Source organism: Methylobacterium sp. DB0501 (assembly GCF_011043735.1).
GTDB classification, from domain to species: Bacteria; Pseudomonadota; Alphaproteobacteria; order Rhizobiales; family Beijerinckiaceae; genus Methylobacterium; species Methylobacterium alsaeris.
Map to the genome: position 1 here is coordinate 13,582 of NZ_JAAKGV010000015.1, position 16,436 is coordinate 30,017.

Sequence of the window (16,436 nt, forward strand, 5' to 3'; positions counted from 1 at the left end):
GTGGACGCGGTCGTGCCCCATCCGGCCGGCCCGCACCGGCTCGCGGGCTCGGTGCTGGCGCCGCCCCGCCTCGCGCTGGCGCTGGCTGCCATGGTCGACATCGCGCTCCACGCCCGGCCCCAGCCGGTGAGCGCCAAGACCCTGGCGAGCCGCCACGCCCTGCCGCCCCGGCACCTCGAGGCGGTGCTGCAGGCGCTGGTGCATCACGGCCTGCTCAAGGGCCTGCGCGGGCCGCATGGCGGCTACGAGCTCGCCCGCGAGCGCCGCCGCATCAGCGCCGGCGACATCGCCCGGGCGGTGCTGGGTCAGGATCTCAGTATTGATCCGGCGGCGGAGGCCGCGTTTTCCGGCAACGATGTCGCCGGGATCGTCGTCGCGCCCCTGGTGGCGGAGGCCGCCACGGCTTACCTTGCGGCACTCGACGCGGTGACGGTCGAGGATCTCTGCGGCCGCGCCGAAGCCGCCCAGGTTGCCGGCCCGCGGGCCGGGCCGGATTTTACCATCTAAGCACTCTTCCCCCGGGAGACTGGTATAGGGAAGGAAACGTTGCACTTTCAGGTTTCCGCATCAGGCCGAGGCGCCGGCCTCGAGCGATCGAGGCGGTGCGGAAGCTTAATGGATGCTTTATCAAATCGGGTTAGTTTGAGGCACCAGCGGGTGCGGAGAGGACTTACGGGGACCATGACCAATGCAGCCGATCCCGCCGTCGTGGTCGTCACGGCCCGGCCCGACCCCGGCGGGCTGACGCGGCTGTTCGCGGCAAGCGTGCCGATCCTCGTCGTGGAGCAGGGCGATGCGGCCCTCGCCGCCCTGGCCGAGCGGGCGGCCGACCTCGTGCTGATCGAGGCCGGCCCCACTCCGGACTCCTGTCTCGATGCCCTCGCGCTGATTCGCGGCCTGCGCCTCAGGCCCCACCTCGCCCATACCTCGATCCTGCTCGTCGCCGCCGGGGAGCCCGCCGAGACGCGCCGCCGGGCGCTGGAGGCCGGCGCCACCGACGTGGTGCTGGCGCCCCCGGGAACCACGGACCTCACGGCCGAGGGCCTCGACGCCTCGGACCTGGCCCTGCGCGGCCGCAACCTGATCGCGCTGGCCCGGGCGAAGGGCGCGGTCGAGACCCAGGCCCGGACGCTGGCCCGGGAGGTCGAGCGGGCGGCGGCGGAGAGCCAGGAGCGCGAGCGCGAGATCATCCGCCGGCTGATGCTCGCCGCCGAGTTCCGCGACGACCAGGCCGGCGACCACCTGACCCGGGTGGCCGGCTGCGTGCTCGCCATCGCCGACGGGCTCGGCCTGTCGGAGGAGGAGGGCAACGACATCGCGCTCGCCTCCACCATGCACGACATCGGCAAGATCGGCGTCGCCGACAGCATCCTGCACAAGCCCGGCCCGCTGACCGAGCCGGAGCGCTGCGAGATGATGCAGCACGCCCTGCGCGGCTACCGCATGCTGCACGACAGCCCGTCGCGCCTGCTGCGGCTCGCCGCCGAGATCGCGCTCACGCATCACGAGCGCTGGGACGGCGCCGGCTACCCGCAGGGCCTGAAGGGCACCGAGATCCCGCTGCCCGGCCGCATCACCGCCGTCGCCGACGTGTTCGACGCCCTGATCTCGGCCCGGGTCTACAAGCCCGGCTGGCCGCTGGAGCGGGCACGGCGCTTCCTCGAGGAACAGTCCGGTGCGCATTTCGACCCGGATTGCGTCGCCGCCTTCCTGTCGCGCTGGGACGACGTGGTCGCCCTCATCGAGGAGCGCCCGGCCGACCGGGCGGCGTGAGGGGAGGGCGGTCCGTCACCAGCCCATCGTGCCGGGCTCGCCCTTGAACGGCCCGACGATCCGGCCGGTGATCCAGCCGCCGTAGAAGCCGCCGGGCTGCGGGATGACGCGCTCGTCTCCGACGAAGCACCCGTCCATCGGCCCGGCATAGAACGCGACGTGGCCGGCGAGCGCCGCGAAAGCCGCGCTTGGCCGCGGATAGGCCCAGGCCACCCGCTCGGCCCGCCGCGTGGGGCCGACCACGTCGAAGTAGACGGCCCGGCCCTTCCACTCGCACAGGGACCCGCCGCCGGCCGGGACCAGGGCGCCGGGCAGGATGTCGTCCGGGTGCAGGTAGTAGGTCGGCGGGTGGGAGGTCTCCAGCATCCGCCAGCCCCGCCGGGTGTCGGCGATCGTGACGCCGTCGAAGACGACGCGCAGGCGTTCGGGCACCGGCTCCAGCCGCGGCGGTCGCGGATAGTCCCACACGCTCTCCTGCCCGGGGCCGACCGGATCGGGATCGGGAGGGCCGTACGGCATCGTCGCTCTCCTGCCTCATTGCCCCTGGATCGTAGCGCTTGAATCGGGGCCCCTTGAACCGTCGCCACGCCGCCGCGATGTGGGGACGCGGCGAGGCGGGATCGAGGCGCAGCGTCGTCGCGGCACACGCTTGCGCTTGCAAGCTGCGCCGTATGGCGGCAGGTTCGGCCCGGCCAGAGGTTCGACGACTGGATGCCGGGACCTCTCACGTCGAACGACAGGACACGGGACGTCCGGAACATGACCTGCGAGACCAATACCGCCGCGTCGGCCGCTGCATTCGGGCGTCTCCACCGCCGCTCGTTCCTGCTCGGTTCCGCCGCGAGCCTCGGCGCCCTCGGGGTCGCCGGCTGCAAGACCACCGACGGCATGAGCCTGGCCGAGGCCTCGGCGCTCTACGGGCCGGTCCCGACCGAGAAATTCCCGATCCCGGCGGTCGACGTCAGCAAGGTCGATCCGAAATACTATCGCCGCACGGTGCAATACACCTCCAAGGAGGCGCCCGGCACCATCGTGGTCGACCCTAAGAATTACTACGTCTACCGGATCGAGGAGGGCGGTCGCGCGACGCGCTACGGCGCCAATGTCGGCCGCGACGGGTTCCGCTGGAGCGGCGACGCTTATGTCGGCCGCAAGAGCGAGTGGGCGACCTGGACCCCGCCCCGGGAGATGATCAAGCGCCAGCCCGAAGCCGCAAAGTATGCCGGCGGCATGCCCGGCGGCCTCGACAACCCGCTCGGCGCCCGCACCCTGCACCTCTACCAGAACGGCGCCTATACGCTCTACACGATCTACGCCAGCAGCGACCCGGAATCGATCGGCTCCGGGATCACCAGCGGCTGCGTCGGCCTGCTGAGCCAGGACATGATCCACCTGTACAACCAGACGCCGGTGAAGACGAAGGTGGTGGTGCTGCCGGCCTAGAGCATTTTCCGACGAAGTGGAAACCGGCTCGTCTCAGAAAATGCGGCAAGATCAGACACGTAGAGCATCGCCCGATTGCTAGGCGATCGGGCGATGCTCTAGCGGGTCCTCGAGAGATGATCTGATCGACGGCAAGGGTTATCGAACCCACCACGCCAATCCTGAGACTCGCCGTGACTGAGAATCTAGGAGCCGACGCCGCTGGCGGCGCAGGATGAGGCGGACGTGGCGACGCCATTGGCGCGGCCCCGCGCACGCCCTCCACTCCCCACGCCACCCTGGACCACGGCACGGTTCCGGCCGGCCTGCTTGGCGGCATAGAGGGCCGCATCGGCCGCTGCCAGGAGATCGGCCGCCGACATCCCGTCCCGCGGGCGCGCGAGGGCGCAGCCTGCGCTGATCGTCACGATGCGCATGTCGTCCGCGCGATGGGCGTGCGGCAGGCCGAACCGCTCGATGCAGGCGACCAGCCGCCGGGCGATGGTGCCGACGTCGCCCCCGCGCAGCAGGACGACGAACTCTTCGCCCCCATACCGGGCCACGAGGTCCTGCGCCGTGCGCACCTCGGCGGACAGGGCCTCGGCCACGGCGCGCAGGCAGGCGTCGCCCGCGGGGTGGCCGTAATGATCGTTGTAGCGCTTGAAGTGATCGACATCGATCAGCACGAGGCCGAGACCGCCTCCGTTCTCCAGCGCATCGCACCACGCCTCGGACAGCCCGTCGTCGAAGCGGCGGCGGTTGGCGATACCGGTCAGGCCGTCGGTGAGGGCGACCCGGGCGAGCTGCGCGTTGGCGATCGACAGCGCGTTTCCGGCTTCGATCAACTGGCGCCGCTGCACATCGTCCCGTACCTGAAGCAGGAAACGGTGGCGTTCATTGGTCTCGATCGTGAGTTTCAGCACCAGGCCGGCCACGACCATCGACGAGAAATACCCGATCGCACTCAGCCGGGCGACGAACTCGGTACCGCAATTCTCCAGGGTGAAGGCCGCGTAGGCGATCAGGCAGAACATTGTCGTCGCCGTGGTCGTTCGCAGGCTGAGCGGGATGCCGATGACGGCCAGCAAGACGCCCATGAGGCTGCCGATGTTGTACAGGAGGTTGATCTCGACGGATCCGAACCGCCCGAGATATCCGCCTGTCAGCATCACGGCTGCCGCGACGGCGATGACGACCAATCCGCCATGGTTCTGGATCAAGGTCCAGCGCATGGAGACCGCCAACGTCGCGCAGAACACGGCACCCAGCAGGCGGACGCAGACCGCCGCGACCGGGTTCGACAGGTTAGCGAGATCGATGCCGATGCAGATCACGTAGACGATCGCCGCCAGGATTGCGTAGATCCGGATCAGCTTCGAACGCTTCTCGGCCGCGGCGGCCAGGTAACGCCCTTCCCATGGTGCCCGCAGACGCCGGAACACGCCGAGCTGCCGAATCTGGTCCTCGACCGAGGAAAGCACGTCGGCGCTGCCGTAAGGCGGCTCGCGTGAACTGCCGACCATCGCATCCCGTTGCCCCAGGGGCGGCTCCAGTCGCTCACGACGATCATAGGCGACAGCAAGTCTCGCTCCTGCCACGGAAAGCTGAACAAAGGTTTCTCGTCGCAGATTCGACTGCGATATCCTTCCCTCCGTCGCTGACGCCATGAGCGGCGTCCGACGGAGCGCATGAGCACCGCCCACCGCAGGGGAAGCCGGCTGCGCGGCGGGTAGCGGGACAAGCGCGGTAGTGCGGAGTGATGACCACCGGTGGCACCGGGGCCCCATCCTCCCCGGCGCCCGCCCGGCGCGCCTCATACGCTGTCCGGTTGATCGCGCAGGCGATTGCTACGCATGCACTTGCGCGATGCGGAAACGGCTTCGCTCATGCGCCGCGCGGGTTGGTGATACGCTTTCCGGACGGAATCGTCCGGAAAGCGTATCACGCGTCGGTCACGCCCGCCGCGTCCTGCGCCTTCAGCACATCCGGCCGCGGCATCGAGATGATGTTGTAGCCCGAGTCGACGAAGTGGACCTCGCCGGTGACGCTGCCGGAAAGCGGCGAGAGCAGGTAGAGGGCCGAGCCGCCGATATCGTCGAGCGTCGCGGTGCGGCGCAAGGGGGCGTGGGCGGCCTGGTGGTTGAACATCAGCCGGGCGTCGGCGATGCCGGCGCCGGCCAGGGTGCGGACCGGGCCGGCCGAGAGGGCGTTGACCCGGATGCCTTGCGGCCCGAGATCGGCCGCGAGGTAGCGTACGGAGGCCTCGAGCGCCGCCTTGGCGAGGCCCATGACGTTGTAGTTCGGCATGACGCGGGTCGCGCCGCCATAGGTCAGCGTCAGGAGCGCACCGCCGGGGCGCATGCGCTTGGCCGCCCGCTGCGCAACTTCCGTGAAGGAGAAGCAGGAGATCACCATCGTGCGGGAAAAGTTCTCCCGGGTGGTGACGTCGACGTAGCGGCCCTTCAGCTGCGACTTGTCGGAGAAGCCGATGGCGTGGACGACGAAGTCCAGCCCCTCGGGCCAGGCTTCGTCGAGCGCGGCGAAGGCCGCGTCGACGGTGGCCGGATCCTCGACGTCGCAGGGGAGGACCAGGGAGGAACCGAGGGTCTGGGCCAGGGGCCCGACCCGGCGGCCGAGGGCCTCGCCCTGATAGGTGAAGGCCAGTTCGGCACCCTGGCCCGCCAGGGCCCGGGCGATGCCCCAGGCGATGGAGTGGTCGTTCGCGACGCCCATCACGAGCCCGCGCTTGCCTGCCATCAAACCCGTCACGCCCGATCCTCCGCTGTTGCCGGTGGATCGGGCCTTTACGCGGTGGGCCGGCTCCTGTCCACGTTCCGTGGAACGGGGGCGTCAGGCGTCGATGTGCTTGAGCACCAGGGTGGCGTTGGTGCCGCCGAAGCCGAACGAGTTGCTGAGCACGTGGCCGAGCTTCGCCTCGTCCCTGCGGGCGCGCAGGATCGGCATGTCGGCGAAGGCCGGATCCAGCTCGTCGATATGGGCGCTCTCGCAGATGAAGCCGTTGTTCATCATCAGCAGCGAGTAGATCGCCTCCTGCACGCCGGTGGCGCCCAGGGAGTGGCCGGTCAGCGACTTGGTGGCGGCGATCGGGGGGCAGTTGTCGCCGGTGCCGAACACCTCGCGGATCGCCTCGATCTCCTTGTCGTCGCCGACGGGGGTCGAGGTGGCGTGGGGGTTGATGTAGTCGATCTTCGCGCCCTTCAGGCCCTCGATCGCCTGGCGCATGCAGCGCACCGCGCCCTCGCCGGACGGAGCCACCATGTCGTGGCCGTCCGAGGTGGCGCCGTAGCCCGCGACCTCGCCGTAGATGCGCGCGCCGCGGGCGCGGGCATGCTCCAGTTCCTCGAGCACCAGCACGCCGGCACCGCCCGCGATGACGAAGCCGTCCCGCGACCGGTCATAGGCGCGCGAGGCCCGGGCCGGGGTGTCGTTGTACTTGGAGGACATCGCCCCCATGGCGTCGAACAGGACCGAGAGGGTCCAGTCCAGCTCCTCGCAGCCGCCCGCGAAGATGATGTCCTGGCGCCCGCCCTGGATGATCTCGGCGGCGTTGCCGATGCAGTGGTTCGAGGTCGCGCAGGCCGAGGAGATCGAGTAGTTCACGCCCCGGATCTTGAACCAGGTCGCCAGGGTCGCCGACGCCGTCGAGGACATGGCCTTGGGCACGGCGAAGGGCCCGACGCGCTTCGGTCCCTTGGCGCGGGCGATGTCGGCGGCCTCCACCAGGGCACGGGTCGAGGGACCGCCGGAGCCCATGATGATGCCGGTGCGCTCGTGCGAGACCTCGGCCTGCTCCAGCCCGGCATCGCGGATCGCCTGCTCCATCGCGACGTGGTTCCAGGCGGTGCCGCCGCCGTGGAAGCGCATCGCCCGGCGGTCGACCACCTCCTCGGCGTCGAGGGTCGGAGCGCCCTGGACCTGGCTGCGGAAGCCGTGGGCCGCGAAGTCCTCGGCGCGGGAGATGCCGGACCGCGCCTCGCGCAGGGAGGCGAGAACCTCCTGGGTGGAATTGCCGATGGACGAGACGATGCCCATCCCGGTGATTGCCACGCGCCTCATGATCGTCGGAACCCTCCGGAGCGGCGCCACGGACAAACCCGTCGACGCCCGCGGGCGTTCGTCATCCCGCGGATGTCACCTAGGCGTCCGGCGTCCTAATCTCAACCGCCCATCGGGGGAAAGGGTCCGGGCGATCCGCGCGACGCGCTGTCGATGGGTCAGCCGGCCGCCCCTGCGACGGGTGTGGCGGCCCGCCGGTCGACGGGCCGGTCTGGACGCGTCGTGAGCAGCGCCCGATCGCGTGCTGCTCACGATCTCTGATTGTGCCGCATGTTCTACGGCGAACCGGTTTCCACGTCGTCGGACAATGCTCTAGCCGGCGGCGGGGGTCGCGGCCTGGAACAGGCCGACGCGCAGATCCTGCGCCTCGTAGATGCGCCGGCCATCGGCCTCGAGCCAGCCGTCGGCGATGCCGAGCACTAGGCGGCCCTGGCGCACCCGCTTCAGGTCGACGCCGTAGACCACCTTCTTCACGCTCGGCAGCACCTGGTCGCTGAACTTGACCTCGCCGACGCCGAGCGCCCGGCCGCGGCCCGGCGAGCCGAGCCAGCCGAGATGGAAGCCGACCATCTGCCACAGGGCGTCGAGCCCGAGGCAGCCCGGCATCACCGGGTCGCCGTGGAAGTGGCAGGGGAAGAACCAGAGGTCGGGCCGCACGTCGAGCTCGGCCACGACATGGCCCTTGCCGAAGGCGCCGCCGTCGCGGCCGATCGAGGTGATGCGGTCGAACATCAGCATCGGCGGCAGCGGCAGCTGCGCGTTGCCGGCGCCGAACATCTCGCCGCGGCCGCAGGCCAGGAGGTCCTCGTAGGAGAAGTGCGAGGGCCGGCTCGGGGCGTCGGGGGCGGAGGTCTGGGCGGCGGACATGTCGGGGGCGAATTCCTCGTGCGGGGTGCCGCTGGAGCCCCGGCAGGGACCGGGCACGCGGCGGGTGGCGCCTCGTTAACACAGGGTCCGGGACTGTTCAAAGCCGGGCGCCGGCCCTAGTCTGTAACGTCTCTGATCTACGCCGGAACGGCCGCGGTCGGGTTGCGGGGCGGGGGCGGGACGCCTATAACGGCGGGTATCATTGTCGCCGTCTAACGAGTCGATAGTTCCGCTGATGAACGATCTGTCGCCCCTGCGCGCCGTCCTCGGCGCCCGCGTCCCGGCCCTCGAGACCGGCGCCGCCGGCCAGCGGCGCGGATGCCCGCTCTCGGATCTGCGCGACCGGCTGCGCCGCGCCGGCCTCCGCCCGACCCGCCAGCGCCTGTCCCTCGGCTGGCTGCTGTTCGGCAAGGGCGACCGGCACCTGACCGCCGAAATGCTGTACGACGAGGCGATGCGGGCCAAGGTCCCGGTGTCGCTCGCCACCGTCTACAACACCCTCCACCAGTTCACCGAGGCCGGCCTGCTGCGCCAGCTCGCGCTGGACGGGTCCAAGGCCTATTTCGACACCAACCCGAGCGAGCACCACCACTTCTTCCTGGAGGAAGAGGGCCAGGTGCTCGACATGCCGGATTGCGGCATCACCGTCGACTCGCTGCCCCAGGCCCCCGAGGGCATGGAGATTGCCGGCGTCGAGGTGATCGTGCGCCTGCGCCGCCGCACCGGCCGGGCCTGAGCCCAAGCGCCCTGAGCCCAAGCGCATCGCTGAGGTTTTGAGAAGGGCCGCGCTCCTGAAAAGGAGCGCGGCCCTTCTGCTTGGCCAGGATCGTGTCCGGTCCGCATGGCTCGATTTGACACCCTCCGCCTCAGTCCGGTGCGCGGGACCCGAGACTCCTCATGAGCCCCGGTCGAAGCGGTCGTGCCCCGGATCCGGCACGAGCCCTGCGCGTCACTCCACCTTCTCGTCCGGATAGACGCCCCAGAGCCGGTCCTGGCGCATGTAGCCGTCGACGTCGCCGCGTTTCTGGGGCAGGGCCACGACGAGGCGGCACCAGGTCTTGTCGCAGGTCTTCACGCTGGCGATCACCCCGGCCTGGAGCTGGGCCACCACGCCGCTCGTCGCGTCGGCCCGGTCGTAGAGCGGCACCGGGGCGCCCTTGTCGCCGCCGCGGTTCAGCACCACGGCGGTGCGCCGGCCCGAGAGCAGCGAGTGCAGCACCCAGCCCTCCGTGCCCTCGGAATCGCGGATGCGGCGCCAGGTTTCGTACTCGGCGATGATCTCGACCGGCAGGCCGGCGCGCTGGAACACCCAAAGGGTGCGGTGGTCCTTGGAGGGCCCCTCGCGCAGGTTCACCCGGTCGGTCTTCAGGCTGACGTAGCGCGGCAGCGGCAGCTTCGTCGCCGGACCGATCGTGACACCGATCTCGCCCTGCGCCGGGTTGGCGGCCGGGGGCGACGCGGCGGCGGCCGGCGGCGCCAGGAACCCCGGCATCGAGGCGGCGAGCAGCAGGATCGCGAAAGGGCGCGGGTGGAGCATCGGCGGTCGGTCTCCTTCCGGCGGCCTTGAGGCCGCGGCGCGGATTGTCTTCCGGTCGGCCTCTGCTAGAGAGGCCGGCAAGGGCAGGCCCGGACAAAAAGGCACGCCCCGGACGATCAGGGTCCGGCTCCTCATCGCCGGACCATGGTTAACGGAGCGTATCGGCGCCTGTGGCCCGCACCAAGGCGGGGCTTTTCGCCGGGCCGCCCCGTCGCCTATCGTGTGGCGCAAGTGTCGCGTGTCGCGCGGGGGCCGGCCGGGAGCCGTGCCGCCCGCGGGCGAGGGAGGGGTCATGTCGTTGAAGCGCAAGCCGCTCGTGGTGGTTACCCGGCGCCTGCCGGACGTCGTGGAGACGCGGATGCGCGAGTTGTTCGACGCGCGCCTCAACCACGAGGACACGCCGCTCTCCGGCGGCGCCCTGGCGCAGGCCCTGCAGGAGGCCGACGTGCTGGTGCCGACCGTCACGGACGAGATCGACGCCTCGCTCCTCGCCCAGGCCGGGCCGAACCTGCGCCTGATCGCCAATTTCGGCAACGGCGTCGACCATATCGACGTCGGGGTGGCGCTCCAGCGCGGCATCACGGTCACCAACACGCCGGGGGTGCTGACCGAGGACACCGCCGACATGACCATGGCGCTGATCCTCTCGGTGGCGCGCCGGGTCACCGAGGGCGCCCGGATCATCCCGGACGACGCCTGGAGCGGCGGCTGGTCGCCGACCTGGATGCTCGGCCGCCGCATCACCGGCAAGCGCCTCGGCATCGTCGGCATGGGCCGCATCGGCCAGGCGCTCGCCCGCCGTGCCAAGGCCTTCGGCCTGTCGATCCACTACCACAACCGCCGCCGGGTCGGCGCCCGGATCGAGAGCGACCTCGAGGCGACCTACTGGGAATCCCTCGACCAGATGCTGGCGCGGGTCGACATCGTGTCGGTCAACTGCCCGCACACGCCCGCCACCTACCACCTGCTCTCGGCCCGGCGCCTGAAGCTGCTGAAGCCCGAGGCCGTCGTGGTCAACACCGCCCGCGGCGAGGTGATCGACGAGACCGCGCTCGCCCGGCTGATCGAGGTCGGCGACATCGCCGGCGCCGGGCTCGACGTGTTCGAGCAGGAGCCGGCGGTGAGCCCGCGCCTCGTCAAGCTCGCCCGGGCCGGCAAGGTCGTGCTGCTGCCGCATATGGGCTCGGCCACTCACGAGAGCCGCGTCGACATGGGCGAGAAGGTCATCATCAACATCAAGACCTTCCTCGACGGCCACCGGCCGCCGGACCGGATCCTGCCCAGCATGCTGTAAGGGCAGGGGTGCGGCGGGTCGCATAGCGGACCGCGCCACCCCTCTGTGTCTCCCGGGGCCGCGCACGGAACCCGGGACGACACAGAGGGTAGGACGGCCATCGAGGTTGCGCCCGGCGGCGGGCCGGGCACACCCCATCCTCCGCCTCAGCCCTGCAGCGTCGCCTTCAGGCTGATCTTGGCGTTCAGCACCTTCGAGACGGGGCAGTTCTTCTCGGCGATGCCGGCGAGCTCGTCGAACTTCGCCTGGTCGATACCCGGGATCTTCGCCGTCAGGGTCAGGGCCGACGCCGTGATGGTGAAGCCGTCGCCGTCCTTCTCCAGGCTCACCACCGCCTCGGTGCGCAGCTCGTCGGCGGTGAAGCCGGCGCCCTGAAGCTGGAAGGCCAGCGCCATGGTGAAGCAGCCGGCATGCGCGGCCGCGATCAGCTCCTCGGGGTTGGTGCCCGGCTCGTTCTCGAAGCGGGTGTTGAAGCCGTAGGGGTTGCTCGACAGCACGCCCGACTGAGTGGTCAGCTGGCCCTTGCCGTCCTTGCCGCTGCCCTGCCAAACGGCGTTCGCCTTGCGGTTCATGCTCGTCTCCCGTGGAAAACCGGCCGGGACCGGCCCGGCCGCGCGCTCGGCGCCGCCATGGCGCCCGCTCGTCGCCACAGGTAGGTCACGCGGCGGCAAGGTCACGCACCGAAACGATCGTCCTCGGTCTCCGCATCGATGACCCGGCGGGCGAGGGTCAGCGAGAACCCCGCCCGCGCCATCGCGGCGAGGTCGCGCTCGCGGGCCGCCGCCCGGGCGCCCGGCTGGCGGAACGGCCCGAGGCGACGGCGCCTGGCGTAAGCCTGGGCGGCGGCGTCCTCGCCGCCCGCATCCTCCTCGGCGAGCGCCGCCCCGACGGTGTCGCGGTCGACCCCCTTGGCGGCGAGCTTGGCGCCGATCGCCCGGGCCGAGCCGCCGCGGCGGCGCAGCGAGCGGACCTTGGCCGCCGCGAAGGCGGCGTCGTCGACCAGGCCGGCGCCGAGCGCCCGGGCGATCACCGCCTCGACCATCTCCGAAAAATCCTCCGGCGCCTCGCCGCGCAGGCGGCAGCGGGTCTCGACCCGGCGCCTGAGCACCCGGCGCAGCATCTCGGCCGAGGCACCGTAGCGCTCCAGGTAGTAGAGCGCGGCGCGTTCGAGGTAGGCCGGGGTGATCGGCCGCGCCGCCCTCAAACCGCCATCGCGGCCGGGTTCATCGGTCCCCTCCGGGAGCGTCGCCGTCCCGGCAGGGGCGTCCGCCCCGGGCCCATGCGAGGGGTGATGCCGGCGTTTCTCCACAAGCGTGAATCCTTCTTCCTCCTGGTGGCCCTCGCCCTCGGGGCGGTGGCCGGTGCCGTGCTCTACCTGTCGCAGCCGACGACCCTGCGGGTCGCGGTCGGCCCGCGGGACCGGGTGGAATCCCACCTGATCCAGGCCTATGCCGACGCGCTCGCCCGCGCCCGCGAGGATATACGCCTCACGGTCGTGCACTACGACGACGTGCGCGACAGCGCCGCGGCCCTGCAGGCCGGCCGCGTCGACCTCGCGGTGGTGCGGCCCGACGTGCGTCTCCCCGAGAACGGGCTGACCCTGGCGGTCCTGCACGACGAGGCGCTGGTGGTCGCCGCGCCCCCGGATTCGGGCATCCAGGCCTTTTCCGACCTCGCCGGCAAGCGGCTCGGCCTCGTCGCCCATCACGGCGCCGACCAACCGCTGGTCGCGAGCCTGCTCGCCTATTACGCCCTGACCCCGGCGCCAGCCGGCGCCGCGCCGGCCCCGGCCGATCCCGGCGGCGCGCTGCCCGCCGCCGCCGGCAGCGTCGCCCTGGTGCCGATGCGGGCCTCCGAGGTGGCGGCGGCCTTGGCCGAGCACCGGATCGACGCCGCCGCCGTGATCGCCGCCCCCTCCGACAAGTCCGCCGCCCGGGTGGTGCAGGCGGTGGAGGCCGCCTCGCCCGGCCACGGCGCGACGATCGTGGCGATTCCCGACGGCGAGGCGATCGTCCAGCGCCTGCCCGAGTTGCAGGCCGTCACCATCGCGGCCGGCACCTTCGGCGGGCGCCCGAAGCGGCCGGACGAGGACGTGAAGACGGTCGGCGCGTCCTACCGGCTGATGGCCCGCGCGTCGTTGGGCCGCGAGACCGCCGCCAGCGTCACGCAGCACCTGTTCGAGCTGCGCTCGCGCCTTGCCGCGATGACCCCGACCGCCAACCTGATGAAGGCGCCCGATTTCGACAGCGCCGCCGAGGCGACGAGCGCCCGCCTGCCGATCCATCCCGGCGCGGTCGACTATTACGAACGCGAGCAGCAGACCTTCCTGCAGCGCTACGAGGACTGGGTCTACCTGGTGGCGTTCTTCGGCGGCGGCCTCGGCTCGGCGGTGGCCTGGCTCGGCCAGCGCCTCGCCCGCGAGCAGCGCGCCCGCATCGACGCCGTGCTCGACCGGCTGCTCGCCATCCTGATCGAGGCGCGGGGCACCCAGGACCCGGCCGCCCTCGAGGCCCTGGCAGTGGAGATCGACGGCCTCGTCATCGACGTCGTGCGCCATGCCCGCGCCCACGACACCGATGTCCGCACGATGAGCGCGCTGATCCTGGCGGTCGATGCCGCCCGCGCGGCGGTGGCGGATTGCCGGCGGGACGGGGTGCCGGTGCGGGAGCGGGCGGGGCGGGTGCTGTCGTTGCAACCGGTGAGCGGAGCCTGACCTTCGAAAGGCTGCCGAAGGGTCCTCAGGCGGCCCCCCGGCTGGTCTTGGGCGAGTCAGGTTCGAGACGCCGGCTCCGGCGCCGGCTCTCACGTGATGAGGTGGTCCCGCCGCCGCAGCGCCGGGAACAGCCGGCCCCACAGGGCCGCCACCGCCAGCGTCGCCACGCCGCCCACCACCACCGCCGGCACCGCCCCGATGAAAGCGGCGAGCGTGCCGGATTCGAACTCGCCGAGCTCGTTCGAGGCGCCGATGAACACGGTGTTGACCGCCGCGACCCGGCCGCGCATCGCGTCCGGGGTCTCGCCCTGGACGAGGCTCTGGCGGACATAGACGCTGACCATGTCGGCCGCACCCGTGACGAACAGGCAGGCCATCGACAGCGGCAGCGACGTCGAGAGGCCGAACCCCACCGTAGCGAGGCCGAACACCCCGACGGCGATCAGGAGCCGCGGCCCGACCCCGCGGGTGAGGGGGCGCTGGGCGAGAAAGATCGCGGTCGCGACCGAGCCGAGGGCCGGCATGCTGCGCAGGAGCCCGAGGCCGAGGGGGCCGACGAACAGCACCTCCTGGGCGAAGATGGGTAGCAAAGCGGTGGCGCCGCCGAGCAGCACCGCCACGAGGTCGAGGGTGATGGCACCGAGAACCACCGGCTGCGAGCGGATATAGGTGAGGCCGGCGAGCAGGGTGCTCCAGGTCACCGCCGGCCGGGTCGTGACGGCGGAAGGCCGCGGCCGGATGCCGATGATGCTGATCGCCGCGAGCCCGAAGCAGGCGGCCGCGAGACCGAACACCACCGCCGGCCCCAATGCGTAGAGCAGGCCGCCGAAGGCCGGGCCGGTGACGGACGCGCTCTGCCACAGGGAGGAGTTGAGCGCGATGGCGCTGCCGAACTGCTCGCGCGGCACCAGGGTCGGCAGCAGCGCCTGGCTCGCCGGGTTGGCGAAGGCGCGGGCGGTGCCGACGAGCACCATCAGGGCGTAGACCGGCCAGACCGGCGCGGCATGGGAGGCGGCGAGCCCCATCAGGCCGAGGCCGGCGAGCGCCAGGAGCCCGTAGGCGAGCGCCGCGATCCGGCGCCGGTCGTAGGTGTCGGCGACGTGGCCGGTAACCAGCGCCCCGAGCATCGCCGGCGCGAAGCTCGCCAGCCCGACGAGGCCGAGCGCCAGGGCGCTGCGGGTGAGGTCGTAGACGAACCAGCCCACCGCCACCGCCTGCATCTGGTAGGCGAGGCCGGTGAGGAAGCGGGCGCCGCCGAACAGCCGGAAGTCGCGGTTGCGAAAGAGCGTCCAGCCGGACGGGGCAGGGGAGAGCATGGTCGGTCCGTGCCCCGCCGGACCGGTGCGGCGGGATGCTGGGAAAAGGGGCCCGCCGGGCGGCGGAGGCAACGAGGGTCGGGCCGTCGCCCGTTAGGCGAGAGCCTTGCGGATCAGCACCGAGAGGCCGAAGGCCAGGGCCGAGACGGCGATCGAGATGGCGATGAAGAGCATGCGCCGCGGCTGCTGCGCCGATTCCGCCCGCACCGGCTCGACGATCATGCTGAAGAACTCGATCTGCCGGTCGGCGATCATCCGCGAGCGTTCCCGCGCGGCGATGGTCGCGGCGTAGTATTTCTCGGCTGTCTTGCGCTCGGCGTCGAGCTCCTCGAACTTAGTGAGCGTGGCCGAGAGGACGCGGCGCTGCTCCGGATCCTGGTTGGCTGATTCGCGCTCGATGCGGCTGATCGTGTCGTCGAGCTGCGCGATCTGCGCCTTCAGGTCCTGGATGCTGCGGCTGTCGTCGCGCAGGTCGCGCTGGAGCAGGCTGAGCTTGACTGCGAGGCCGATCCGCTGGGTGCGGATCTCGGCGATCATCTTCAGGTTGGCGTCGTTGGACTTCTGGGCGTCGAGCACGCCGTCGCGGTTGCGCAGGTCGCGCACCGCGAGGTGCAGCTTGGTCAGCCGCGCCTCGGCGCGCTTCATCTCGCGCTCGCTCTCGGCCAGGGCGTCGGTGCGGGCGCGCTCGGTGAGCTGGTTGACCAGCCGCTCGCTCTCGGCCAGCACCGCCCGGCTCAGCTTCACCGAATCGTCCGGGTCGAAGGCGTTGACCGCGATCTCGATCAGGCCTGACGATTCGACGCTGACCTTGACCCGGTCGCCCCAGTAGCGGACCAGCTTCTCGATCGGCTTCTCGGGATCGAACCGGGAATAATGGTCGATGTCGTCGCGCGAGAACATCTGGCGCAGCGGCAGCGTGCGCTCCAGCGTCTCGATCATCGTGCGGCTCTTGATGTACTCGCCGACGATCATCGAATCCTGGGCGATCATCTGGGCCGGGATGCTCGCGGTGGTGCCGACCGAATCGGGCGTCGCCTTCTCGGCCCCGCCGATCGCCGGCCGCAGGGCGAACCGCGCCTCGGTCACGTAGCGGTCCGAGAGGTACAGGCCGAAGAAGAGGGTGCTGCCGACCGCCGGGAGCACGAACAGGAACAGGAACAGGAGCGGCGTGACGATGTCCCGGCGGCGATGCGCCCGGATCGTCCGGATGGTGCTCTTGTTCGGGTTCGAGAAGCGCGAGACCCGCGCCGCCTGCCGCAGGGCCTCGCCGATCATCCGGGAGCGGTCGGCGGGGCTGAGCGCCTTGCCTTCCGGATTGCGGGCGTCGATCGTCATGACGGGAGATTCCGGCTGCGGGCGGGGCCGGGGCGCCAGGGGCGCCGGCCGGCGGGGAGGACGGGAGAACCGAGGGCGGAGACGGCGAAGCGGGTCGGCGCG

Annotated in this window: 16 protein-coding genes; 6 read left to right on the forward strand and 10 right to left on the reverse strand. The window is 71.4% G+C overall.

Translation table 11 applies throughout. The annotated features are described in order from the left end of the window. Nucleotides 1–507, forward strand: coding sequence for an RrF2 family transcriptional regulator (locus G4G93_RS21120; protein WP_395412912.1), 507 nt, complete (start codon nucleotides 1–3; stop codon nucleotides 505–507). 174 nt (nucleotides 508–681) lie between these two features. Then, a complete protein-coding gene (locus G4G93_RS21125) occupies nucleotides 682–1,773 on the forward strand; it encodes an HD-GYP domain-containing protein (protein WP_165086919.1) in 1,092 nt (363 codons plus the stop codon). A 15-nt stretch (nucleotides 1,774–1,788) separates the two neighbouring features. On the opposite strand, the gene G4G93_RS21130 is transcribed toward G4G93_RS21125, so the two are convergent. Beyond that, nucleotides 1,789–2,292, reverse strand: coding sequence for a DUF427 domain-containing protein (locus G4G93_RS21130; protein ID WP_165086920.1), 504 nt, complete (start codon nucleotides 2,290–2,292; stop codon nucleotides 1,789–1,791). A gap of 240 nt (nucleotides 2,293–2,532) precedes the next feature. Between G4G93_RS21130 and G4G93_RS21135 the strand changes: the two genes are divergently transcribed. Next, nucleotides 2,533–3,216, forward strand: a complete 684-nt coding sequence (locus G4G93_RS21135; protein ID WP_165086921.1) for a L,D-transpeptidase — start codon at nucleotides 2,533–2,535, stop codon at nucleotides 3,214–3,216. Between the two features lie 185 nt (nucleotides 3,217–3,401). Here G4G93_RS21135 and G4G93_RS21140 read toward each other — a convergent pair whose 3' ends face one another. The 4 genes from G4G93_RS21140 to fabA all read right to left on the reverse strand — a co-directional run bounded on the left by G4G93_RS21140 (nucleotide 3,402) and on the right by fabA (nucleotide 8,139). Next, nucleotides 3,402–4,862 (reverse strand): diguanylate cyclase, encoded by a 1,461-nt coding sequence (locus G4G93_RS21140; RefSeq protein ID WP_165086923.1) that lies wholly within the window; start codon nucleotides 4,860–4,862, stop codon nucleotides 3,402–3,404. A gap of 274 nt (nucleotides 4,863–5,136) precedes the next feature. Then, a complete protein-coding gene (gene fabI, locus G4G93_RS21145; RefSeq protein WP_165086925.1) occupies nucleotides 5,137–5,964 on the reverse strand; it encodes an enoyl-ACP reductase FabI in 828 nt (275 codons plus the stop codon). A gap of 81 nt (nucleotides 5,965–6,045) precedes the next feature. Then, nucleotides 6,046–7,272 (reverse strand): beta-ketoacyl-ACP synthase I, encoded by a 1,227-nt coding sequence (gene fabB, locus G4G93_RS21150; protein ID WP_165086926.1) that lies wholly within the window; start codon nucleotides 7,270–7,272, stop codon nucleotides 6,046–6,048. A gap of 312 nt (nucleotides 7,273–7,584) precedes the next feature. Next, nucleotides 7,585–8,139 (reverse strand): 3-hydroxyacyl-[acyl-carrier-protein] dehydratase FabA, encoded by a 555-nt coding sequence (gene fabA / locus G4G93_RS21155; RefSeq protein ID WP_165087177.1) that lies wholly within the window; start codon nucleotides 8,137–8,139, stop codon nucleotides 7,585–7,587. A gap of 235 nt (nucleotides 8,140–8,374) precedes the next feature. Here fabA and irrA point away from each other — a divergent pair, with 235 nt between their 5' ends. After that, entirely contained in the window at nucleotides 8,375–8,875 is a 501-nt protein-coding gene (irrA, locus tag G4G93_RS21160) for an iron response transcriptional regulator IrrA (RefSeq protein WP_165086928.1), read from the forward strand. A gap of 213 nt (nucleotides 8,876–9,088) precedes the next feature. Here irrA and G4G93_RS21165 read toward each other — a convergent pair whose 3' ends face one another. Beyond that, nucleotides 9,089–9,676 carry an SH3 domain-containing protein gene (locus G4G93_RS21165; RefSeq protein ID WP_165086930.1) on the reverse strand — a complete coding sequence of 196 codons (588 nt, stop codon included), beginning with the start codon at nucleotides 9,674–9,676 and terminating at the stop codon, nucleotides 9,089–9,091. A gap of 292 nt (nucleotides 9,677–9,968) precedes the next feature. On the opposite strand from G4G93_RS21165, the gene G4G93_RS21170 reads away from it, so the two are divergent. Beyond that, nucleotides 9,969–10,970, forward strand: coding sequence for a D-glycerate dehydrogenase (locus G4G93_RS21170; protein ID WP_165086931.1), 1,002 nt, complete (start codon nucleotides 9,969–9,971; stop codon nucleotides 10,968–10,970). 146 nt (nucleotides 10,971–11,116) lie between these two features. Here G4G93_RS21170 and G4G93_RS21175 read toward each other — a convergent pair whose 3' ends face one another. Both G4G93_RS21175 and G4G93_RS21180 read right to left on the reverse strand, forming a co-directional pair. After that, nucleotides 11,117–11,542, reverse strand: coding sequence for an OsmC family protein (locus G4G93_RS21175; RefSeq protein ID WP_093567496.1), 426 nt, complete (start codon nucleotides 11,540–11,542; stop codon nucleotides 11,117–11,119). 101 nt (nucleotides 11,543–11,643) lie between these two features. Then, nucleotides 11,644–12,174, reverse strand: a complete 531-nt coding sequence (locus G4G93_RS21180; protein ID WP_206289933.1) for a regulatory protein RecX — start codon at nucleotides 12,172–12,174, stop codon at nucleotides 11,644–11,646. 87 nt (nucleotides 12,175–12,261) lie between these two features. Between G4G93_RS21180 and G4G93_RS21185 the strand changes: the two genes are divergently transcribed. Next, complete coding sequence (locus G4G93_RS21185) at nucleotides 12,262–13,683, forward strand: TAXI family TRAP transporter solute-binding subunit (RefSeq protein WP_165086933.1); 1,422 nt, start codon at nucleotides 12,262–12,264, stop codon at nucleotides 13,681–13,683. Nucleotides 13,684–13,772: 89 nt separating this feature from the next. Here G4G93_RS21185 and G4G93_RS21190 read toward each other — a convergent pair whose 3' ends face one another. Together G4G93_RS21190 and G4G93_RS21195 are read right to left on the reverse strand one after the other, a co-directional pair. After that, nucleotides 13,773–14,999, reverse strand: a complete 1,227-nt coding sequence (locus G4G93_RS21190) for an MFS transporter (protein WP_165086935.1) — start codon at nucleotides 14,997–14,999, stop codon at nucleotides 13,773–13,775. A 93-nt stretch (nucleotides 15,000–15,092) separates the two neighbouring features. After that, nucleotides 15,093–16,334 (reverse strand): capsule biosynthesis protein, encoded by a 1,242-nt coding sequence (locus G4G93_RS21195; RefSeq protein WP_165086937.1) that lies wholly within the window; start codon nucleotides 16,332–16,334, stop codon nucleotides 15,093–15,095. Nucleotides 16,335–16,436: the final 102 nt, after the last annotated feature.